Origin of the sequence: Bacillus sp. FSL M8-0063 (assembly GCF_038005545.1) — a bacterium.
Lineage (GTDB): Bacteria > Bacillota > Bacilli > Bacillales > Bacillaceae_G > Bacillus_A > Bacillus_A wiedmannii.
On record NZ_JBBOTJ010000001.1, the window covers coordinates 4,316,681 to 4,331,862 of the forward strand.

Annotated in this window: 14 protein-coding genes; 6 read left to right on the plus strand and 8 right to left on the minus strand. The window is 33.8% G+C overall.

What is annotated here, in order from left to right:
• Positions 1 to 67: 67 nt before the first annotated feature.
• From MKX31_RS22150 to MKX31_RS22165, 4 genes are read right to left on the minus strand one after another with little or no spacing between them, the layout of a single operon-like run.
• Complete coding sequence (locus MKX31_RS22150; RefSeq protein WP_064474458.1) at positions 68 to 1,576, minus strand: sensor histidine kinase; 1,509 nt, start codon at positions 1,574 to 1,576, stop codon at positions 68 to 70.
• Positions 1,560 to 2,261: a response regulator transcription factor gene (locus MKX31_RS22155; RefSeq protein WP_000033681.1), complete on the minus strand. Its 702-nt coding sequence runs from the start codon at positions 2,259 to 2,261 to the stop codon at positions 1,560 to 1,562. Before MKX31_RS22155 ends, MKX31_RS22150 begins: the two co-directional genes overlap by 17 nt.
• 28 nt (positions 2,262 to 2,289) lie before the next feature.
• The gene (locus MKX31_RS22160; protein WP_000418951.1) at positions 2,290 to 2,904 is read right to left on the minus strand and encodes a DedA family protein; all 615 of its coding nucleotides are present in this window, start codon (positions 2,902 to 2,904) and stop codon (positions 2,290 to 2,292) included.
• Entirely contained in the window at positions 2,904 to 3,482 is a 579-nt protein-coding gene (locus tag MKX31_RS22165) for a class I SAM-dependent methyltransferase (protein ID WP_001176096.1), read from the minus strand. The genes MKX31_RS22160 and MKX31_RS22165 overlap by 1 nt, the downstream gene beginning before the upstream one ends.
• A 308-nt stretch (positions 3,483 to 3,790) precedes the next feature.
• Here MKX31_RS22165 and MKX31_RS22170 point away from each other — a divergent pair, with 308 nt between their 5' ends.
• Positions 3,791 to 4,249: a hypothetical protein gene (locus tag MKX31_RS22170; RefSeq protein ID WP_001064712.1), complete on the plus strand. Its 459-nt coding sequence runs from the start codon at positions 3,791 to 3,793 to the stop codon at positions 4,247 to 4,249.
• Between the two features lie 67 nt (positions 4,250 to 4,316).
• On the opposite strand, the gene MKX31_RS22175 is transcribed toward MKX31_RS22170, so the two are convergent.
• Both MKX31_RS22175 and MKX31_RS22180 read right to left on the minus strand, forming a co-directional pair.
• A complete protein-coding gene (locus MKX31_RS22175) occupies positions 4,317 to 6,266 on the minus strand; it encodes an ABC transporter permease (protein WP_000176143.1) in 1,950 nt (649 codons plus the stop codon).
• Positions 6,253 to 7,023 carry an ABC transporter ATP-binding protein gene (locus MKX31_RS22180; RefSeq protein ID WP_000859659.1) on the minus strand — a complete coding sequence of 257 codons (771 nt, stop codon included), beginning with the start codon at positions 7,021 to 7,023 and terminating at the stop codon, positions 6,253 to 6,255. The genes MKX31_RS22175 and MKX31_RS22180 overlap by 14 nt, the downstream gene beginning before the upstream one ends.
• Before the next feature lie 306 nt (positions 7,024 to 7,329).
• Between MKX31_RS22180 and MKX31_RS22185 the strand changes: the two genes are divergently transcribed.
• Positions 7,330 to 8,202 (plus strand): AraC family transcriptional regulator, encoded by an 873-nt coding sequence (locus MKX31_RS22185; RefSeq protein WP_064474457.1) that lies wholly within the window; start codon positions 7,330 to 7,332, stop codon positions 8,200 to 8,202.
• A 42-nt stretch (positions 8,203 to 8,244) separates the two neighbouring features.
• Here MKX31_RS22185 and MKX31_RS22190 read toward each other — a convergent pair whose 3' ends face one another.
• Both MKX31_RS22190 and MKX31_RS22195 read right to left on the minus strand, forming a co-directional pair.
• A complete protein-coding gene (locus MKX31_RS22190) occupies positions 8,245 to 8,883 on the minus strand; it encodes an SdpI family protein (RefSeq protein ID WP_064474456.1) in 639 nt (212 codons plus the stop codon).
• A complete protein-coding gene (locus MKX31_RS22195) occupies positions 8,880 to 9,152 on the minus strand; it encodes an autorepressor SdpR family transcription factor (protein ID WP_001070536.1) in 273 nt (90 codons plus the stop codon). The genes MKX31_RS22190 and MKX31_RS22195 overlap by 4 nt, the downstream gene beginning before the upstream one ends.
• Before the next feature lie 209 nt (positions 9,153 to 9,361).
• Here MKX31_RS22195 and MKX31_RS22200 point away from each other — a divergent pair, with 209 nt between their 5' ends.
• The 4 genes from MKX31_RS22200 to MKX31_RS22215 all read left to right on the plus strand — a co-directional run bounded on the left by MKX31_RS22200 (position 9,362) and on the right by MKX31_RS22215 (position 15,180).
• Positions 9,362 to 10,057, plus strand: coding sequence for a response regulator transcription factor (locus tag MKX31_RS22200; protein ID WP_000276736.1), 696 nt, complete (start codon positions 9,362 to 9,364; stop codon positions 10,055 to 10,057).
• A gap of 2 nt (positions 10,058 to 10,059) precedes the next feature.
• The gene (locus MKX31_RS22205; RefSeq protein ID WP_000765337.1) at positions 10,060 to 11,082 is read left to right on the plus strand and encodes a sensor histidine kinase; all 1,023 of its coding nucleotides are present in this window, start codon (positions 10,060 to 10,062) and stop codon (positions 11,080 to 11,082) included.
• A gap of 94 nt (positions 11,083 to 11,176) precedes the next feature.
• Positions 11,177 to 13,156 carry an ABC transporter permease gene (locus tag MKX31_RS22210; RefSeq protein ID WP_340981519.1) on the plus strand — a complete coding sequence of 660 codons (1,980 nt, stop codon included), beginning with the start codon at positions 11,177 to 11,179 and terminating at the stop codon, positions 13,154 to 13,156.
• 68 nt (positions 13,157 to 13,224) lie between these two features.
• Complete coding sequence (locus tag MKX31_RS22215; protein ID WP_064474454.1) at positions 13,225 to 15,180, plus strand: ABC transporter permease; 1,956 nt, start codon at positions 13,225 to 13,227, stop codon at positions 15,178 to 15,180.
• The last annotated feature ends 2 nt before the right edge of the window (positions 15,181 to 15,182 follow it).

Below are 15,182 nucleotides of genomic sequence, written 5' to 3' on the forward strand. Positions count from 1 at the left end.
TTCCTCTAAATCCATCGCGACGCTATTACGTATTAAAATGTAACCAAATTTCCTAGTGCTCTTCTAATTAAATTGGCAATAAGATAATAAATTGAATAACCCCATTTTCATATTCTGCTCGAATTTCTCCTTTGTGCAATTCAACAATGCTTTTTGCAATTGCAAGCCCCAAACCTGAACCTTCTACAGCTCTACTTCTCGATTGATCTTTTTTATAAAAACGCTCAAACAAATTCTCTAATTCTATTTTTGTAAATTCTTCACTATGATTCGCTATAGAAATTTTGATATGCTGTTCTTCTCTTTGAAGTAAAACCCGAATTTCTGCTTTATCTATACTGTATTTAATTGCATTTATTAAAAGATTTTCAAACACACGTACCATTTTTTCTGAGTCCACAACAGCATATATACGACCTTCTTGAAATTCTTTTACAAAAGAAATATTATGCTCCTCCGCTTGTGGTACTAACTCTTCTATTAATTGATCAAGTAGTTCATTTATACACACTTCTTGCGAATCTAACGCCATATTTTCATCTGTTAGTTTTGTATACTCAAACAAATCTTCTATTAACATCTTCAACTGCTCTGATTTTGAAAAGGCAATTTTTATATACTCATCATGCTGTTCTTTATTTTCATATTTCGCATCACCTAGTAAACGTAAATACCCCATAATAGAAGTAAGTGGTGTTCTTAAATCATGTGATACATTTGTAATCAATTCACTTTTTTGCTTCTCTATTTGTTTTTCCTTTTCTATATTAGCCAAAAGCTTTTCTGCCATTTGATTAATATTAGAAGTTAATAAACCTATTTCATCTTGACCTGCCTGTTTGATTTTATATTGTAAATTACCTTTCGAAAACTCCCTTACTCCTTCTGCCATCGCTTCAATCTGATTCATCTTCCTTTTCGTTATATAAAAGAAAGATAGTATAAAAGTGATAAAACCTAGTAAAGATGGAAATGGGCTGCTATCATTCACTATATACTTCACATTTCCTTGTGGTATACCACTTGCAATGATATACATATTTTCCGTATTAACAGTAACCGGATAAAAAGTTGTAAACTCCTTACGCTTTTGTTCAGTTCCATCTTGAATTAAATTTTGCGCCTCTACATATCGTACTTGATCCATTTTAAAATCCATCACATTACGCATCGTCTCATGAAGATTGATTTGTTCTTCCGGCGCTCCCTTTGTTTTATAAACGACTTTCCCATTCTCATCTATTATTAAAATCTTCAGTTGATTTTGGTGATTCAATTGATCAAGCAATTCTTGTATATTAATTTCCTTACCTTCCTCGGTTATACTTTCAACAAGCCTTTGTGTCTGTCCATCAATGGCTTCCATACCTGATGCATAATCAATGATAGAAATTTTATTCGCATCCTCGAAAAAAGAAGATGAAGACCATCCTACTAATACCCCGAGTAACGTACAAAAAGTAAATGTAGCCATTAGCTGTATCCGTATGCTCTTTTCCAAATAACTCACTATTTTACCTATCATTTTTTTAAAAACTTGATTCATCCATATTATCGGTTCAAATATCTTTCTCAATCTTATAGCCAACTCCCCATACCGTTTTAATGTACCGAGGCTTCCTTGGAATCGCCTCTATCTTTTCACGTATTTTCCGAATATGTACCATCACAGTATTATCGGATTGGAAAGCTTGCTCTTTCCATACTCTTTCATAAATTTGTGCTGCATTTAATACCATTCCTTGATTTCGTGCAAGCAATTCTAATACCTCAAACTCTCTCGGTGTCAATTTCGCCTCTTTATTTGCAATAATGACCTGCCGTGTTACTATATTAATTTTCATATCTCCAATTTCTATTTCATTTTCATCCTGTACACTTGTCCCGCTCATTTTCATATATCTCCGAAGTTGTGATTTAATACGAGCAATGAGTTCCAGTGGATTAAATGGTTTGGCTACGTAATCATCTGCCCCAGTTGTTAATCCTAAAATCTTGTCCATATCTTGCGTTTTTGCCGAAAGCATAATAATAGGCATTTCCGCTATTTCTCTCACTTTCATACACATATGAATACCATCTATTTTCGGCATCATAATATCAAGGACGATTAGATGCACGTCTCTTTTCTTTACTATTTCTAAACCCTCTTCACCATCTCCAGCTTGTAATACTTCGTAACCTTCATTCTTCAAATAGATAGTGATAAGTTTTCTAATTTCCTTCTCATCGTCCACGATAAGTATCGTTCCTTTACTCACAAAATCTCCTCCAGCATCATTTACCAAACTATGAATGTTGCTTTATTTCACTCACTACTGCATTCCTCTTTTGAATGTACACATAAGAAATGATAGTAATGATCATAATGCCCCCGCCTAAATACATCCCATATTTCGTCGCAAGTGCTACAATCGTTTCTATCTGTTTTCCGAATAGAGAGCCCAGCATAAAATAAGCTAGCGTCCAAACAAGTCCTGCCATATAGGAATACAATGCATACGTTTTAAATGACATATTATTCATTCCAACCAAATACGGTACGATATGTCTCACAACGGGGATAAAATAACTTATTACTAATGCATAATGACCATATTTCCCTACTATTTCTTGTGATTTTAAAAGGTACTTTGCCTTTTTCTTTTTCATCAATTTATTAAGCACTTTTATGCCAAATATTTTCCCTAGTATATACCCTAAAGAAAGACCTGATACAACACCTAAATACGTTAATAAAAAGGCTGGAATCATACTTAATATCCCCATTGATGATACAAATCCACCGCTCATGACAATCATTTCATCTGGAATCGGCATACCGATAATACCAAGCCATAAACAAAAAAATAGTGCCCAATAACCATACTGCTCAATGTATGACATTAATTCATGTAACTCCATTATGCATATGCTCTCCTTAGCTCTTTTCTACAACTAAAGACGTAAGCTGGTGGGAAATTAAGCCACACCTTTTCTAGTGTAATTTCAGGAAAGAAATTCTGTATAAATCCTTTTTTCACAAGTGAATATTGAAATGTAATAAATTCCCCGTTCTCATGTATCGTTTCCATTACACTGTTTAAAATGCGCTTTGAAACCTCTTCTCGTAAAGAAGTGAAAGGCAATCCTGATAAGACGTAATCAATACATTCTATATTTAATTGTTCCATATACTTCTTTATATTTTCAGCTGAACCGTGTATAACAATCACGTTCTGCTCATCTTTAAATTTTCTCTTTAACTCTTTAAAAAATACTTCATTAATTTCAACAAGAAGAAATATTGTCTCCTTCTTCTTTCTCTTCATAATCTCTTTCGTAAAAGCTCCTGTACCAGGCCCTAGCTCTACAATACATTTCGCTCTATTAAAATCAATTACATCTACCATTTTCCTTGCTAATATTTTTGAGCTCGGTACAACCGCACCAATATGTTTCGGATGTTTTATAAATTCAGTTAAGAATGTTATGAGCTGCATATACTCTCTCTCCATTCGTTCAATAGTTTTTAACTTGTGTTTAAGTATAACTATCGTTTCTTAACAAATATTGAGGAGATTTCTTAAGATTTTATGAAGATGAAGGAAATTTTCATCTTTACTATAAACAAACATAAAAAATTGAATTCCAAAGATAAGCGAATCAAACATATACAAATAAGTCAGCTTGTTTATTTACCATGAATGATCATGATCCTACTCCGATTTTGTATAGCGAAGTTACTATTTTTATGTTAAAATCCTCTAAGATATTTGGAATTAGTATAGAAATCATTTTTGGAGGCTTTATGAATAATCAAAACGATAATAAATCAAATGCATTATTTGCAGCTATACAAATAGTGCTACCACTTTTATTACCTATTCTTGTCCCTACCTTTTTAATAGTGGGAATGAAAAAGTGGATGCCCGATGAAGTTAAGTATCCAAGCATAATATCATTGTTCGCATTATGTATGGGATTTTTCATAGTAGGAATTCTCTTCTCTATTGTTTTACGTTTATGTAAATTATCTGAGGAAAAATTAAAGGAATTAGGATTTTTAGGATTTACACTTTCGGCTGTTAGCACATTTTTAAGTTTTTATGTAGGTTACTTTTGGTTGGCAGACCTTAACTTCACATCAGTTGAATTATCACCTCATGCCGTATTAATTTTCGCTATTTTATGTACCTTGCTATTGGAAGGTATTTTTAAAGTAATGGACATGTTTGATAGTTCGGACGAAAATAAAGCTCACGTATAGACAAAAAAAGCATCCGACTAACATGTTAGTCGGATGCTTTTTTACTAAGATAAAAACAACTCTTGCATTACTTCGCACTCACAATCTTATAATAAGAACGAACTGTTAAGAAGTAATATCCGATATAAATAACGCTATATACTCCGATACTAATTAGAAGCGGAACCATAATTTCAAATGGTAGTATGTTTCCTAAACCTTTTAATGCAAACAAACTGTGTAGAATTCCGATTACTAGTGGAATTGCAAAGATAAAGCTCACTTGTTTTGCAATAGCTTTCTTCATCTCTTGTTTCGTTACACCAACTTTATGAAGGACAATGTAACGATCACGGTCAGCACTTGCTTCTGTAAGCTGCTTGAAGTAAATAATGGAGCCTGTCGCTAATAGGAAGACTAAGCCTAAGAATAGTCCGATGAACATCATTAGTCCAGTTGCTTCAAGTCCCATATGGAAACCAGTGTAGAAGTCTCTAAATGGTGGTGCCATTTCTGATTCACCAGCTGGCATCACTTTTGTTAATTTTTCTGTTAATACTTTACTGTTTCTTTCATCTTTTACATCAATATTTTTTACAACACGTGTTCCAAATGCTTGCTTCGCTTGTTCATACATTTCATCTGGAACGACAACAACTAATTCACCTAAGTTCGTAATTGCAGTATTATTTACACCTTGGATCGTCAATGTCTTCGTTTCATTTCCAATTTGGAATACCGCTTTATTTCCTTTATATTCAGGGCTAAACTCATACCCTTCCATATAAGAACTATCATATATAAATGCTTCGCCAGTAGCTACATTCACTGTTTCCGCATCAATTTTTTTCGCAATTTTGTTGAATTCAGATTGAGATATAAACTGATATTTCTCTGAAATCGTGTAATTCATATTAAGAATGAAATCAACTTTATCTCCTTCGAATTTCCCTTTGACAGGAACCGTTTCAATTTCAAATTGATCTTTAACAGGGTGATCCTGCTTCTCCTCCACAAGAATTGCATTTACTTTCTTATCCAATTCTGCATCTTTTTTCTCATAAGAGTAACTGTATGGCATGGATGTTTTTGATTGCGTAAATGTGTTGTAATACATCGTAACTGACGTACCAACAGCTGTTAATGTTACTGCACTTAAAATAGAAATTGTCGCAAGTGACTTTGCATTTCCTTTAATACGGTATAGTAACTGTGAAGTCGTTATCATATTCATACCATTATAAAACGCTGACTTATTATTTCTTGCACGTTTCAATACGAATACTGTAAAGAACATAAATAGTAAATACGTACCTAATACTGTTGCAAGTAATATATAAAGTGCAACTACCATAAAGTTTGCATACATAACTGCCTTCATAAACATTAACGCTAAGAAATAACCTGAGCCGATTAAGAAAACTGAAATTAACGCCATAATGACAGATCCTTTTGGCATTGCCTCTCCTTCACGTTCTGCGCGGAAAAGTTCAATTAACTTAAATCGATAAATTAAACGATATCCTTGAAGTGATGTATACAAAATAATTACAAAGAAAATAATTGCTGTATCAATAACTGCAGCCATCGGTACTTCAAAATGAACGTTTAAGTTTATTCCCATCATATTTATTAGTAGTTCAAGGAATAGTTTTGAAAGAACGCTACCGATCGCAATACCGATTACTAATGACATTAATCCCATTAACATATTTTCATAAAAGAGCATTTTACCTATTTGTCTTTTTCGAATACCTAATAAGGAATATAGCCCAACTTCTTTTTTACGCTTCCGTGTAAAGAAACCGTTTGAATATATAATGAACACTGCCACGAAAATAATAAGCATCACACTTGAAACTTGAAATGCTCCGCTAATTTTTTTAGAAGCTTCCGCAGCTTTTTCCATTTGTGAATTATACTGCAACGCCTTAAATGTAAAATAAATGACGATACTAAAAATCATAGATGCAAAATATACAAAGTAGTCTTTAAAGTTCCGCTGTATGTTGCGGAGGGCAATGCTAGATAAGGTCATCAGCCATACCTCCAGAAATGGAAGACATTACGTCAACGACTTTTTGGAAGAACTGTTTACGTGTTGATTCACCCCGGTGCAATTCTTTATATAACTCACCATCTTTAATGAAAATAACTCGTTTACAATAACTTGCGGCAAACGCATCGTGTGTTACCATTAAAATTGTAGAGTTATCATATTCATTTAACGACTTCATGCTTTCTAATAAATCTGTCGCTGATTTAGAATCAAGTGCTCCCGTCGGCTCGTCACCAAATATCATACTAGGACTTGTAACAATCGCACGCGATGCTGCGCAGCGCTGCTTCTGTCCACCCGACACTTGATATGGGAACTGACTTAAAATATGATCAATACCAAATTTCTTTGAGATTTCAAGAACGCGGCGATCAATTTCACTCGCTTTCACCTTTGATAACGCAAGAGGTAACGCAATGTTCTCTTTTACCGTTAACGTATCTAATAAATTATAATCTTGGAAAATGAACCCTAAATGATCACGGCGGAATAACGCTAACTTATCATCGTTCATCTTCACGATATCTTTTCCATCAATTAAAATTTCACCGTTCGTCGCATTATCAATTGTAGAAAGAACGTTTAGTAGCGTCGTCTTACCCGAACCAGAAGGTCCCATAATTCCAACGAACTCACCTTCTTTTACTTGTAAGTTAATACCTTTTAACGCTGCAAATTTATTACCACCCGTGTCATACACTTTTTCAATATTTTTTGCTTCTAACACTGTTTTCATCTCGACATCCCTCATTTCTTCTATTCTCTATTTTCAACTATATACACTCTCTACTCTTGCCACTATCGATGTTTCTTACACAAACATGACAGTTATGTAAGACGCATAAGTAAAGATATAAAAATTTAACCTACTGAACAAAAGTACTTTGTTACTATAACATTGGGATATCATACCATCCATTCATTCTCCTTACAGGAACATTACAATTTTGTAAGGTTAAAAATGTACCCTACAAAATTGTGCATGAAATGTCGGATGGAGCTATTTTGTTCCTGCTATTCTATTTAACAAGGAGGTCATCGTATGGATTCACTTAAAAACATGAATGCAGCAATGCAGTATATTGAAAACACCCTAACAGATGAAATTGATTTTAAAGAAGTCGCAAAAATAGCTTACTGCTCTGAATATCATTTCAAAAGAATGTTTTCTTTCCTAGCTGGCATATCACTGTCAGAATATATTCGCTGTAGACGTCTTACTCTTGCTGCTTTTGAACTAAAAAACAGCGATGCAAAAGTCATTGATGTCGCTATAAAATATGGGTACAACTCACCAGACTCTTTTGCACGTGCCTTTCAAAACTTGCACGGCATAACGCCTTCAGAGGCCCGAAATAGTAGTCATTCTTTGAAAGCTTATTCACCAATGACCTTCCAGTTATCGATTCAAGGAGGAAACGAAATGAACTATCGAATTGAAAAAAAAGAACCATTTCGAATTATTGGTATTACAAAACGCGTACCGATTGTATTTAACGGTGTAAATGAAGAAATTGCTTCTATGTGGAAAAGTTTAAATCCAGAGTCCATTCAAACGTTAAAGTCCCTTTCAAACATGGAACCGAATGGAATCATTAGTGCTTCTACTAACTTTTCTGAAGGAAGAATGGAGGAAAAGGGAGAACTCGATCACTACATTGGAGTAGCCTCAACGAAAGATTGTCCAGAGCAATTCGCACAACTTGAAGTCGCAGCTTCAACGTGGGCCGTATTTGAAGCTGTCGGTCCATTTCCTGAAACATTACAAAATGTATGGGGACGCATTTATTCCGAATGGTTTCCTTCCTCAAACTATGAACTAGCGGAAGGACCAGAAATATTGTGGAATGAACAGAAAGATACATCCTCTCCAAACTTTAAAAGTGCAATTTGGATACCGGTTTTGAAGAAATAAAAAATAAAGCTGCTCCTCCTTAAAAGGAAAAGCAGCTTTTATTTATATTTTTAGTTCTTTTTTATAAGCGACGTAGGAATATCCCATTGTTAATCCTACTGCACCGATAATAATGCCAATGATTAGGAAAGCTTTCCACTCTACCGGTGCAACAATACTTAAAATCATAATAACTCCTAATACAACAAACACCTTTCCGCTAAAACGGTGCGTTTTTCTCCATACTTCTTCGTTACTTAACGTCCACGGTGTTTTTATACCTACAAAGTAGTTTGGTTTACATTGTGGTAAATAATTGCCGATGACTATAAATAAAAGACCAACAAGAATATGCGGTGTACTATTCATTGGAATGTCATAACCTAATCCAGCCCCAATTCCAATGATATTTACTAAAAATAATAAGATTAATACGCTATAATTTATTACATTATATCCTTTAGAAAACTTATCATAGTTTTTATGCTTCGGATCTATCTTAGGCAATACGGTTAATAAAGCATATATAAAAACCATAATTGCTACATCAAAAATCATCCCTCCCATTTTAGACATATGTCCATCTACCTCCCCAGCAACATTCCAATGGCTCGGAACTTCACCTGGTAAATGCGGCCACGCGACACACCATGCAATAATCGTTAAAGCAATTAATAGTAACGGAAATATATGCTTCCTCATTTCCCCTCTTCCCCCTTATTCGTAAATGTAAACACCCACGTTAATAAATCTTGAAAGACAGTTGTGTTTAAAGAGTACACAACAAATTGACCTTTCTTTTCATCTTGAATAAGTTCAGCATTTTTCAGTGCGTTTAAGTGGTGTGAAATACTTGGTTTTGTCATATTAAATTGTTCAGCAATCTCACCAGCGGTTAGATCGCCTTCTTTTAATAAGTCTAAAATTTTTCGCCTTGTTGGATCTGCTAATGCTTTGAATGCTTGATTCAATGTCTTTCTTCCTTTCACTAATTAGACATTTAGATATTTATCTAAATGTTAAAATGATTTCAGTTAATTGTCAATTATATACGAGGCCTTTTTTACTTTTTCCGCTTTTGACCTATACTGTTTACTAGCTTATCTTTCAACATAATGAAAAGACTTGAAACACATGATACACTATAGCTACAATTGTTTTTTTGAGGAGGAATATACATATGTATAAAATTTTAATCGTTGAAGACGATCCAAATATTTCATCATTACTGCAATCTCACATTCAGAAGTACGGTTATGAGGCTGTGGTAGCGGAGAATTTCGATGATATTATGGAATCGTTTAACGCAGTGAAACCACACCTTGTTTTACTTGATGTAAACTTACCGAAATTCGATGGTTTCTACTGGTGCCGTCAAATTCGTCATGAATCTACTTGTCCAATTATTTTCATTTCAGCTCGTGCTGGTGAGATGGAACAAATTATGGCGATTGAAAGCGGTGCGGATGATTATATTACAAAACCATTCCACTATGACGTTGTAATGGCGAAAATTAAAGGTCAATTACGCCGTATTTACGGTGATTATGCCCCAAATATTTCTGAACGTATCGTTGAAGTAGAAGGACTAAAATTATTCCCGGAACGTCCAGAAATTCATTTCGGTGCTGAGCAAGTTCTTTTAACGAAAAAAGAAGCTATTTTAGCAGAAATGTTATTATCTAAATTCCCTCGTACAGCGAGCCGTGAAGATTTATTAGCTGCCCTATGGGATGACGAAAGCTTCGTTGAAGAAAATACATTAAACGTAAACATTACGCGTCTTCGTAAAAAGTTCAATGAGCTTGGTATTGAAAATGCTATTGAAACAGTACGTGGACTTGGGTATCGTTTTAACGCAACTTGGAGTGAATAAGCATGAAGCTATTTTTACGTGATCATTTTGCATTTTTTCTACTATACGTATTAAACTTCGGTATCATTTTCGTTCTTTATGATGCAGTAGATGGATTTCAAAATAATAAATTTTACTTCGTCGTTTTAAGTTTATATTTATTCATTTGTTTCCTCGCTTATCGTTACGTTCGCAATCGTAGAATGTACCATAGATTAAGTGAGCAACCAGAGAAAATGGAAGATGCGTTTATTGAAAGAGCAACTGCTCCGATGCCTCACGGTGTAAATGAACTCGTGCGCACGCAGTATCGTCTATTCCAAAAAGAACTACAATCGTATGAAGTAAAACAGCAAGAACATCAATTATTTATTAATCACTGGGTGCATCAAATGAAGACACCTGTTTCTGTTATGCAACTTATGGTGCTAGAAATGGAAGATGAACACTTGATTCCGAAATTCAAAAAAGAATTAGAACGATTAAATCAAGGACTCGATATGGCTTTATATATGGCAAGATTAAATAACTTCCATGAAGATTTCCATGTTGAGACGATTTCATTAAAAGATGCGGTAACAAAAAATATTAACGGATTAAAAGAACTATTCATTCGAAACGGAGTCTTCCCTGTTTTAGAAGTTCATTCCGATTTAAAAGTTGCTTCTGATGCGAAATGGCTAAAATTCATTATTTATCAGTTAATGACAAATGCCGTTCGTTACTCTGGTGAGCGCGGAAAGAAAGTTTTCTTATCTGCTTACCGAAACGGAAAAGATATTATTTTAGAAGTTCGTGATGAAGGTGTTGGTATCCCACAAGAAGATATTCGAAGAGTATTTGAACCTTTTTACACTGGAAAAAATGGTCGCGCATTCGGAGAATCTACTGGTATGGGACTTTATATTGTAAGTAAAATTTGTGATTATTTAGGTCACTCTGTGAAACTAGACTCTGAAGTTGGTAAAGGAACGACGATTAAAATCATCTTCCACAACGCTGCAAATAATCAAGCAGAGCATACAGAGAAGGTGACCGAAGCATGATCGGAACATATGCTAGCAAAATGTATGAGAACGCACTCTCATACATTTTTTGCAATAAAACTACATATTTGCCTTCTAGCGGGAGGTACATATTATGACATTTTGGCAGTTTGCCTTTAAAAATGTAACGCGTAATTCCAGAGCTTATTTTGCTTATTTCGTCAGCAGTTCCTTTTCAATTGCTGTTTTCTTTTCGTTTGCTGTTTACTTATTCCATCCAAAATTACAAAACTTTAGCATGAACGCTGAAATTTCAGGATTAATGATATTTTCAGAAGTTGTAATTGTATTTTTCTCTTTCTTCTTTTTACTATATTCCATTGGTACTTTTTTAAAAGTTAGAAAAAAACAATTCGGAGTTTTGACCGTTTTAGGTATATCGAGAAAGCAATTACATCGTCTCGTTTTTATGGAAAATATGTTAATCGGTATTTTATCTATCTTTTTCGGTATGCAGTTTGGACTTGTATTTTCACAATTTTTCTTATTAGTCACAGCAAAAATTACGCACGTCCCAGGCATATATTTATACTTGCCTATTAACGCCTTTATTTTAACGACTATCGTCTTCCTTAGTCTTTTTATCATTGTATCTACATTCACACCAATGCTTATTCGTACAAAAAAAGCGGTACGCCTTTTAAAAACAAATGGCGGAAAACAAAAAGAAAAAAAACCGTCCATACTTGTTTCCTTATTTGGTGCGATTTGTTTATTAGGTGGTTATGCTTTAGCTGGAAATCCTAAATATTTCGTATCAGTAAGCCCGCAAATAGGTGTTATATATATGGTTTCAAGTATTTTTGTTATCCCAACGCTTGTTACAATTGGGACATATTTTTTCTTTTCACAAATTAGTTTTTTACTTATTTACATTTTAAAAACGAGAAGAAAGTTTTATATGAAACGGGTTAATATGCTTTGGATTTCTGATTTAGCAAGCCGTATTCGAACGAATATTAATATGCTTTTTATTGTAGCAATGCTCTCTACTATTGCTTTCACAATGATAACGTTCCTATATGGATTCGGGAAATTTGTTAAGCTAGAAGTTAATAGAATTTCTCCTTTCCCAATTTCTTATTTTTCTTATGATGCAAATCCTTTTGTTACTGAGCATTTAAATTGGCTTGAACACCAATTACAAAAAGAGCATTTTCCTTATGAGAAAATCAAAACTAATATATATGAAACACCACTAGAAGAAGATAAAGGTGTAGCTATTTATAATGACGTATACGCAATTAAGCAAAGTGACTATAACAAACTTGCGGGTTCTTTACGAATGAAACAACTATTTATGGACAATAACGAAGCATACGTGTTAACGGGGACATCTTATATCACTATATTCAACGAATTTGAGCAAAGCTACAAAAGAGATTACATTACACTCTCTAGTACAAATACGAAATTAAAAGTAAAAGGCTATGAACATGTTAATGCGATTCCATCTGACTTTTCATATCAAACGATAGTTTTGCCTGATATTCACGTAAATAACTTACCTAACACGGTAAAGCATATATCAGCATACAATTACAAAATTCAAAACTGGGAACAGACATATAAAATAGCTGATGATTTTATAGAAAAAGTGCAAAAAGATCGAAATAACTCCCATTATGAAGGACCTCTTATTCGATCCTTTGAATCAGCAGGAACGTTATATAAAATAACGTCTGGTAGTGCCGCATTCTTCCTAATCGGGACATTTTTAGGAGTTATTTTCTTCATTGGAGCTGGTAGTGTTCTTTACTTTAGAATGTATACAGATTTGACGAATGAACAAGAGAAGTATATAACAATTTCTAAGATCGGTGTGACAGATGAAGAGATGAAACGATCTGCGACCATTCAGCTTAGTATTTTATTTTTCGTTCCTTACATTATGGCATCCATTCATACAATGTTTGCAACGAAAATGCTACAAGATGTAATTGGTTTATCTTTGTTCAAAGAAGTTTCAGCCGTTCTTATTATTTTTGGATTCGTTGAAGTTGTATTTTTCTTATTCATTCGTTCACTTTACATGCAAAAATTATCACAGTATACGAATGGACAAATTATTTAAAACAAACGTGATGAAAAGAGTATCTTTCATACTTTTTTCATCTTCACTTTATTAGGAGGCTTAGGTGAATGACATTTTGGCAGTTTGCATTTAAAAACGTGACTCGGAACGCCAGAGCTTATTTCGCCTATTTTGTAAGCAGTGCGTTTTCCATTGCTATTTTTTTCTCATTTGCAGTTTATTTATTTCATCCTAAATTGCATATGACAGACGTAAATGTTGCTCTGAACATATTAATGACAATTTCAGAAGTTGTCATTGTATTCTTTTCGTTTTTCTTTTTACTATATTCAATCGGTACTTTCTTAAAAGTACGAAAAAAGCAATTTGGGATTTTAACAGTACTTGGCATATCTCAAAAGCAATTAAAAAGACTCGTATTTCTAGAAAACATGCTAATTGGTGTTCTTTCCATATTTTTCGGCATTCAACTTGGACTTGTCTTTTCACAGTTCTTTCTATTAGTTACCGCCAAAATTACACATGTACCTGGTTTATATTTATATTGGCCGACGAGTGCTATTATTTTAACTACGATCATCTTTCTTGGACTCTTCATTCTCGTTTCATCTTTTACGCCGATGCTCATTCGGACGAGAAAGGCTGTACGTCTTTTAAAAGAAGGAACAAAGCAAAAAGAAAGAAAAGCATCCGTGCTCATCTCTCTATTTGGTGCGACATGTTTAATAACTGGATATGTATTAGCAGCAAATCCGTTATATTTTATGTCCCTAGGTGATATGATTGGAATCCTATATGCCGTCTCTAGCATATTCGTCATTCCTTCACTTGTTGCAGCTGGAACATATTTTTTCTTTTCACAAATTAGTTTTTTACTCATTCGTATATTAAAAACGCGAAGAACATTTTATATGAAGCGTACGAATATGCTTTGGATTTCTGATTTAGCAGCGCGCATTCGGACAAACATTAACATGCTCTTTATTGTAGCGATGCTATCAACACTCGCTTTTACTATGATTACATTCTTATACGGTTTTGGGAAATTTACAAAGTTTGATGCAATAAGACAAAACCCTTTCCCTTTTACGTATTTATCACATACTGAAAATACGTTAGCGGATGAACATTTAAATTGGTTAGAACAAAAATTTAATGAAGAGCACTTTACTTATAAAAAACTTAAAACGGATATATATGAAGTATCTTCGGCTGAAGAAAACCCAAAGCTCTATTATGCAATTAAACAAAGTGATTACAATATACTTGCTAAGGCGTTAAATTGGGAACATCTCAACGTGAAAAATAATGAATCTTATATCCTTATAAAAGACATAGATGATCAATTCATTGGCACAATTTATGATACAGAACGGAAAGATATTCTTACACTTACTCAAAACAGCCTACAGCTCCAAGTGAAAGAATATAAAAATTATAATCCTTTCCCAAACAGCTTAATCTCAACATTACTCGTATTATCTGATGCAAATGTAGAGGCATTATCATCAGCTTCAAAACAGATGAGTGTATATAGCTTTAAAGTTAACGAATGGGAAAAAGCACATAACATCGGTTCGGAATTTATAACAAAAATTATTAATGATAATGAAACGATCAAAGCTGAGCACCCACCATTCCATGCAAGTGAAGCAAGCGATTCTCTATACACAACTAAACTAAATGTCGCTTCGTTCTTCTTAATTGGTACTTTCTTAGGTGTTATTTTCTTTATTGGTGCTGGTAGTGTTCTTTACTTCAGGATGTATACAGATTTAACAAATGAGCAAGAAAAGTATGTAACGATTACAAAAATTGGTTTAACAGAAGCCGAAATGAAACGATCTGCTACCATTCAACTTGCGATTCTGTTCTTTGTTCCATACATTATGGCATCGATTCATACGATGTTTGCGACAAAGATGCTACAAGAAATATTACATCTCTCGTTCTTCGCTGAGATTACAGTCGTACTGATGATTTTTGGAACAGTTGAAGTTATATTTTTCCTTTTAATTCGTTCCTTCTATATGCAAAAATTATCACAACACATTAAGTTCTAAAG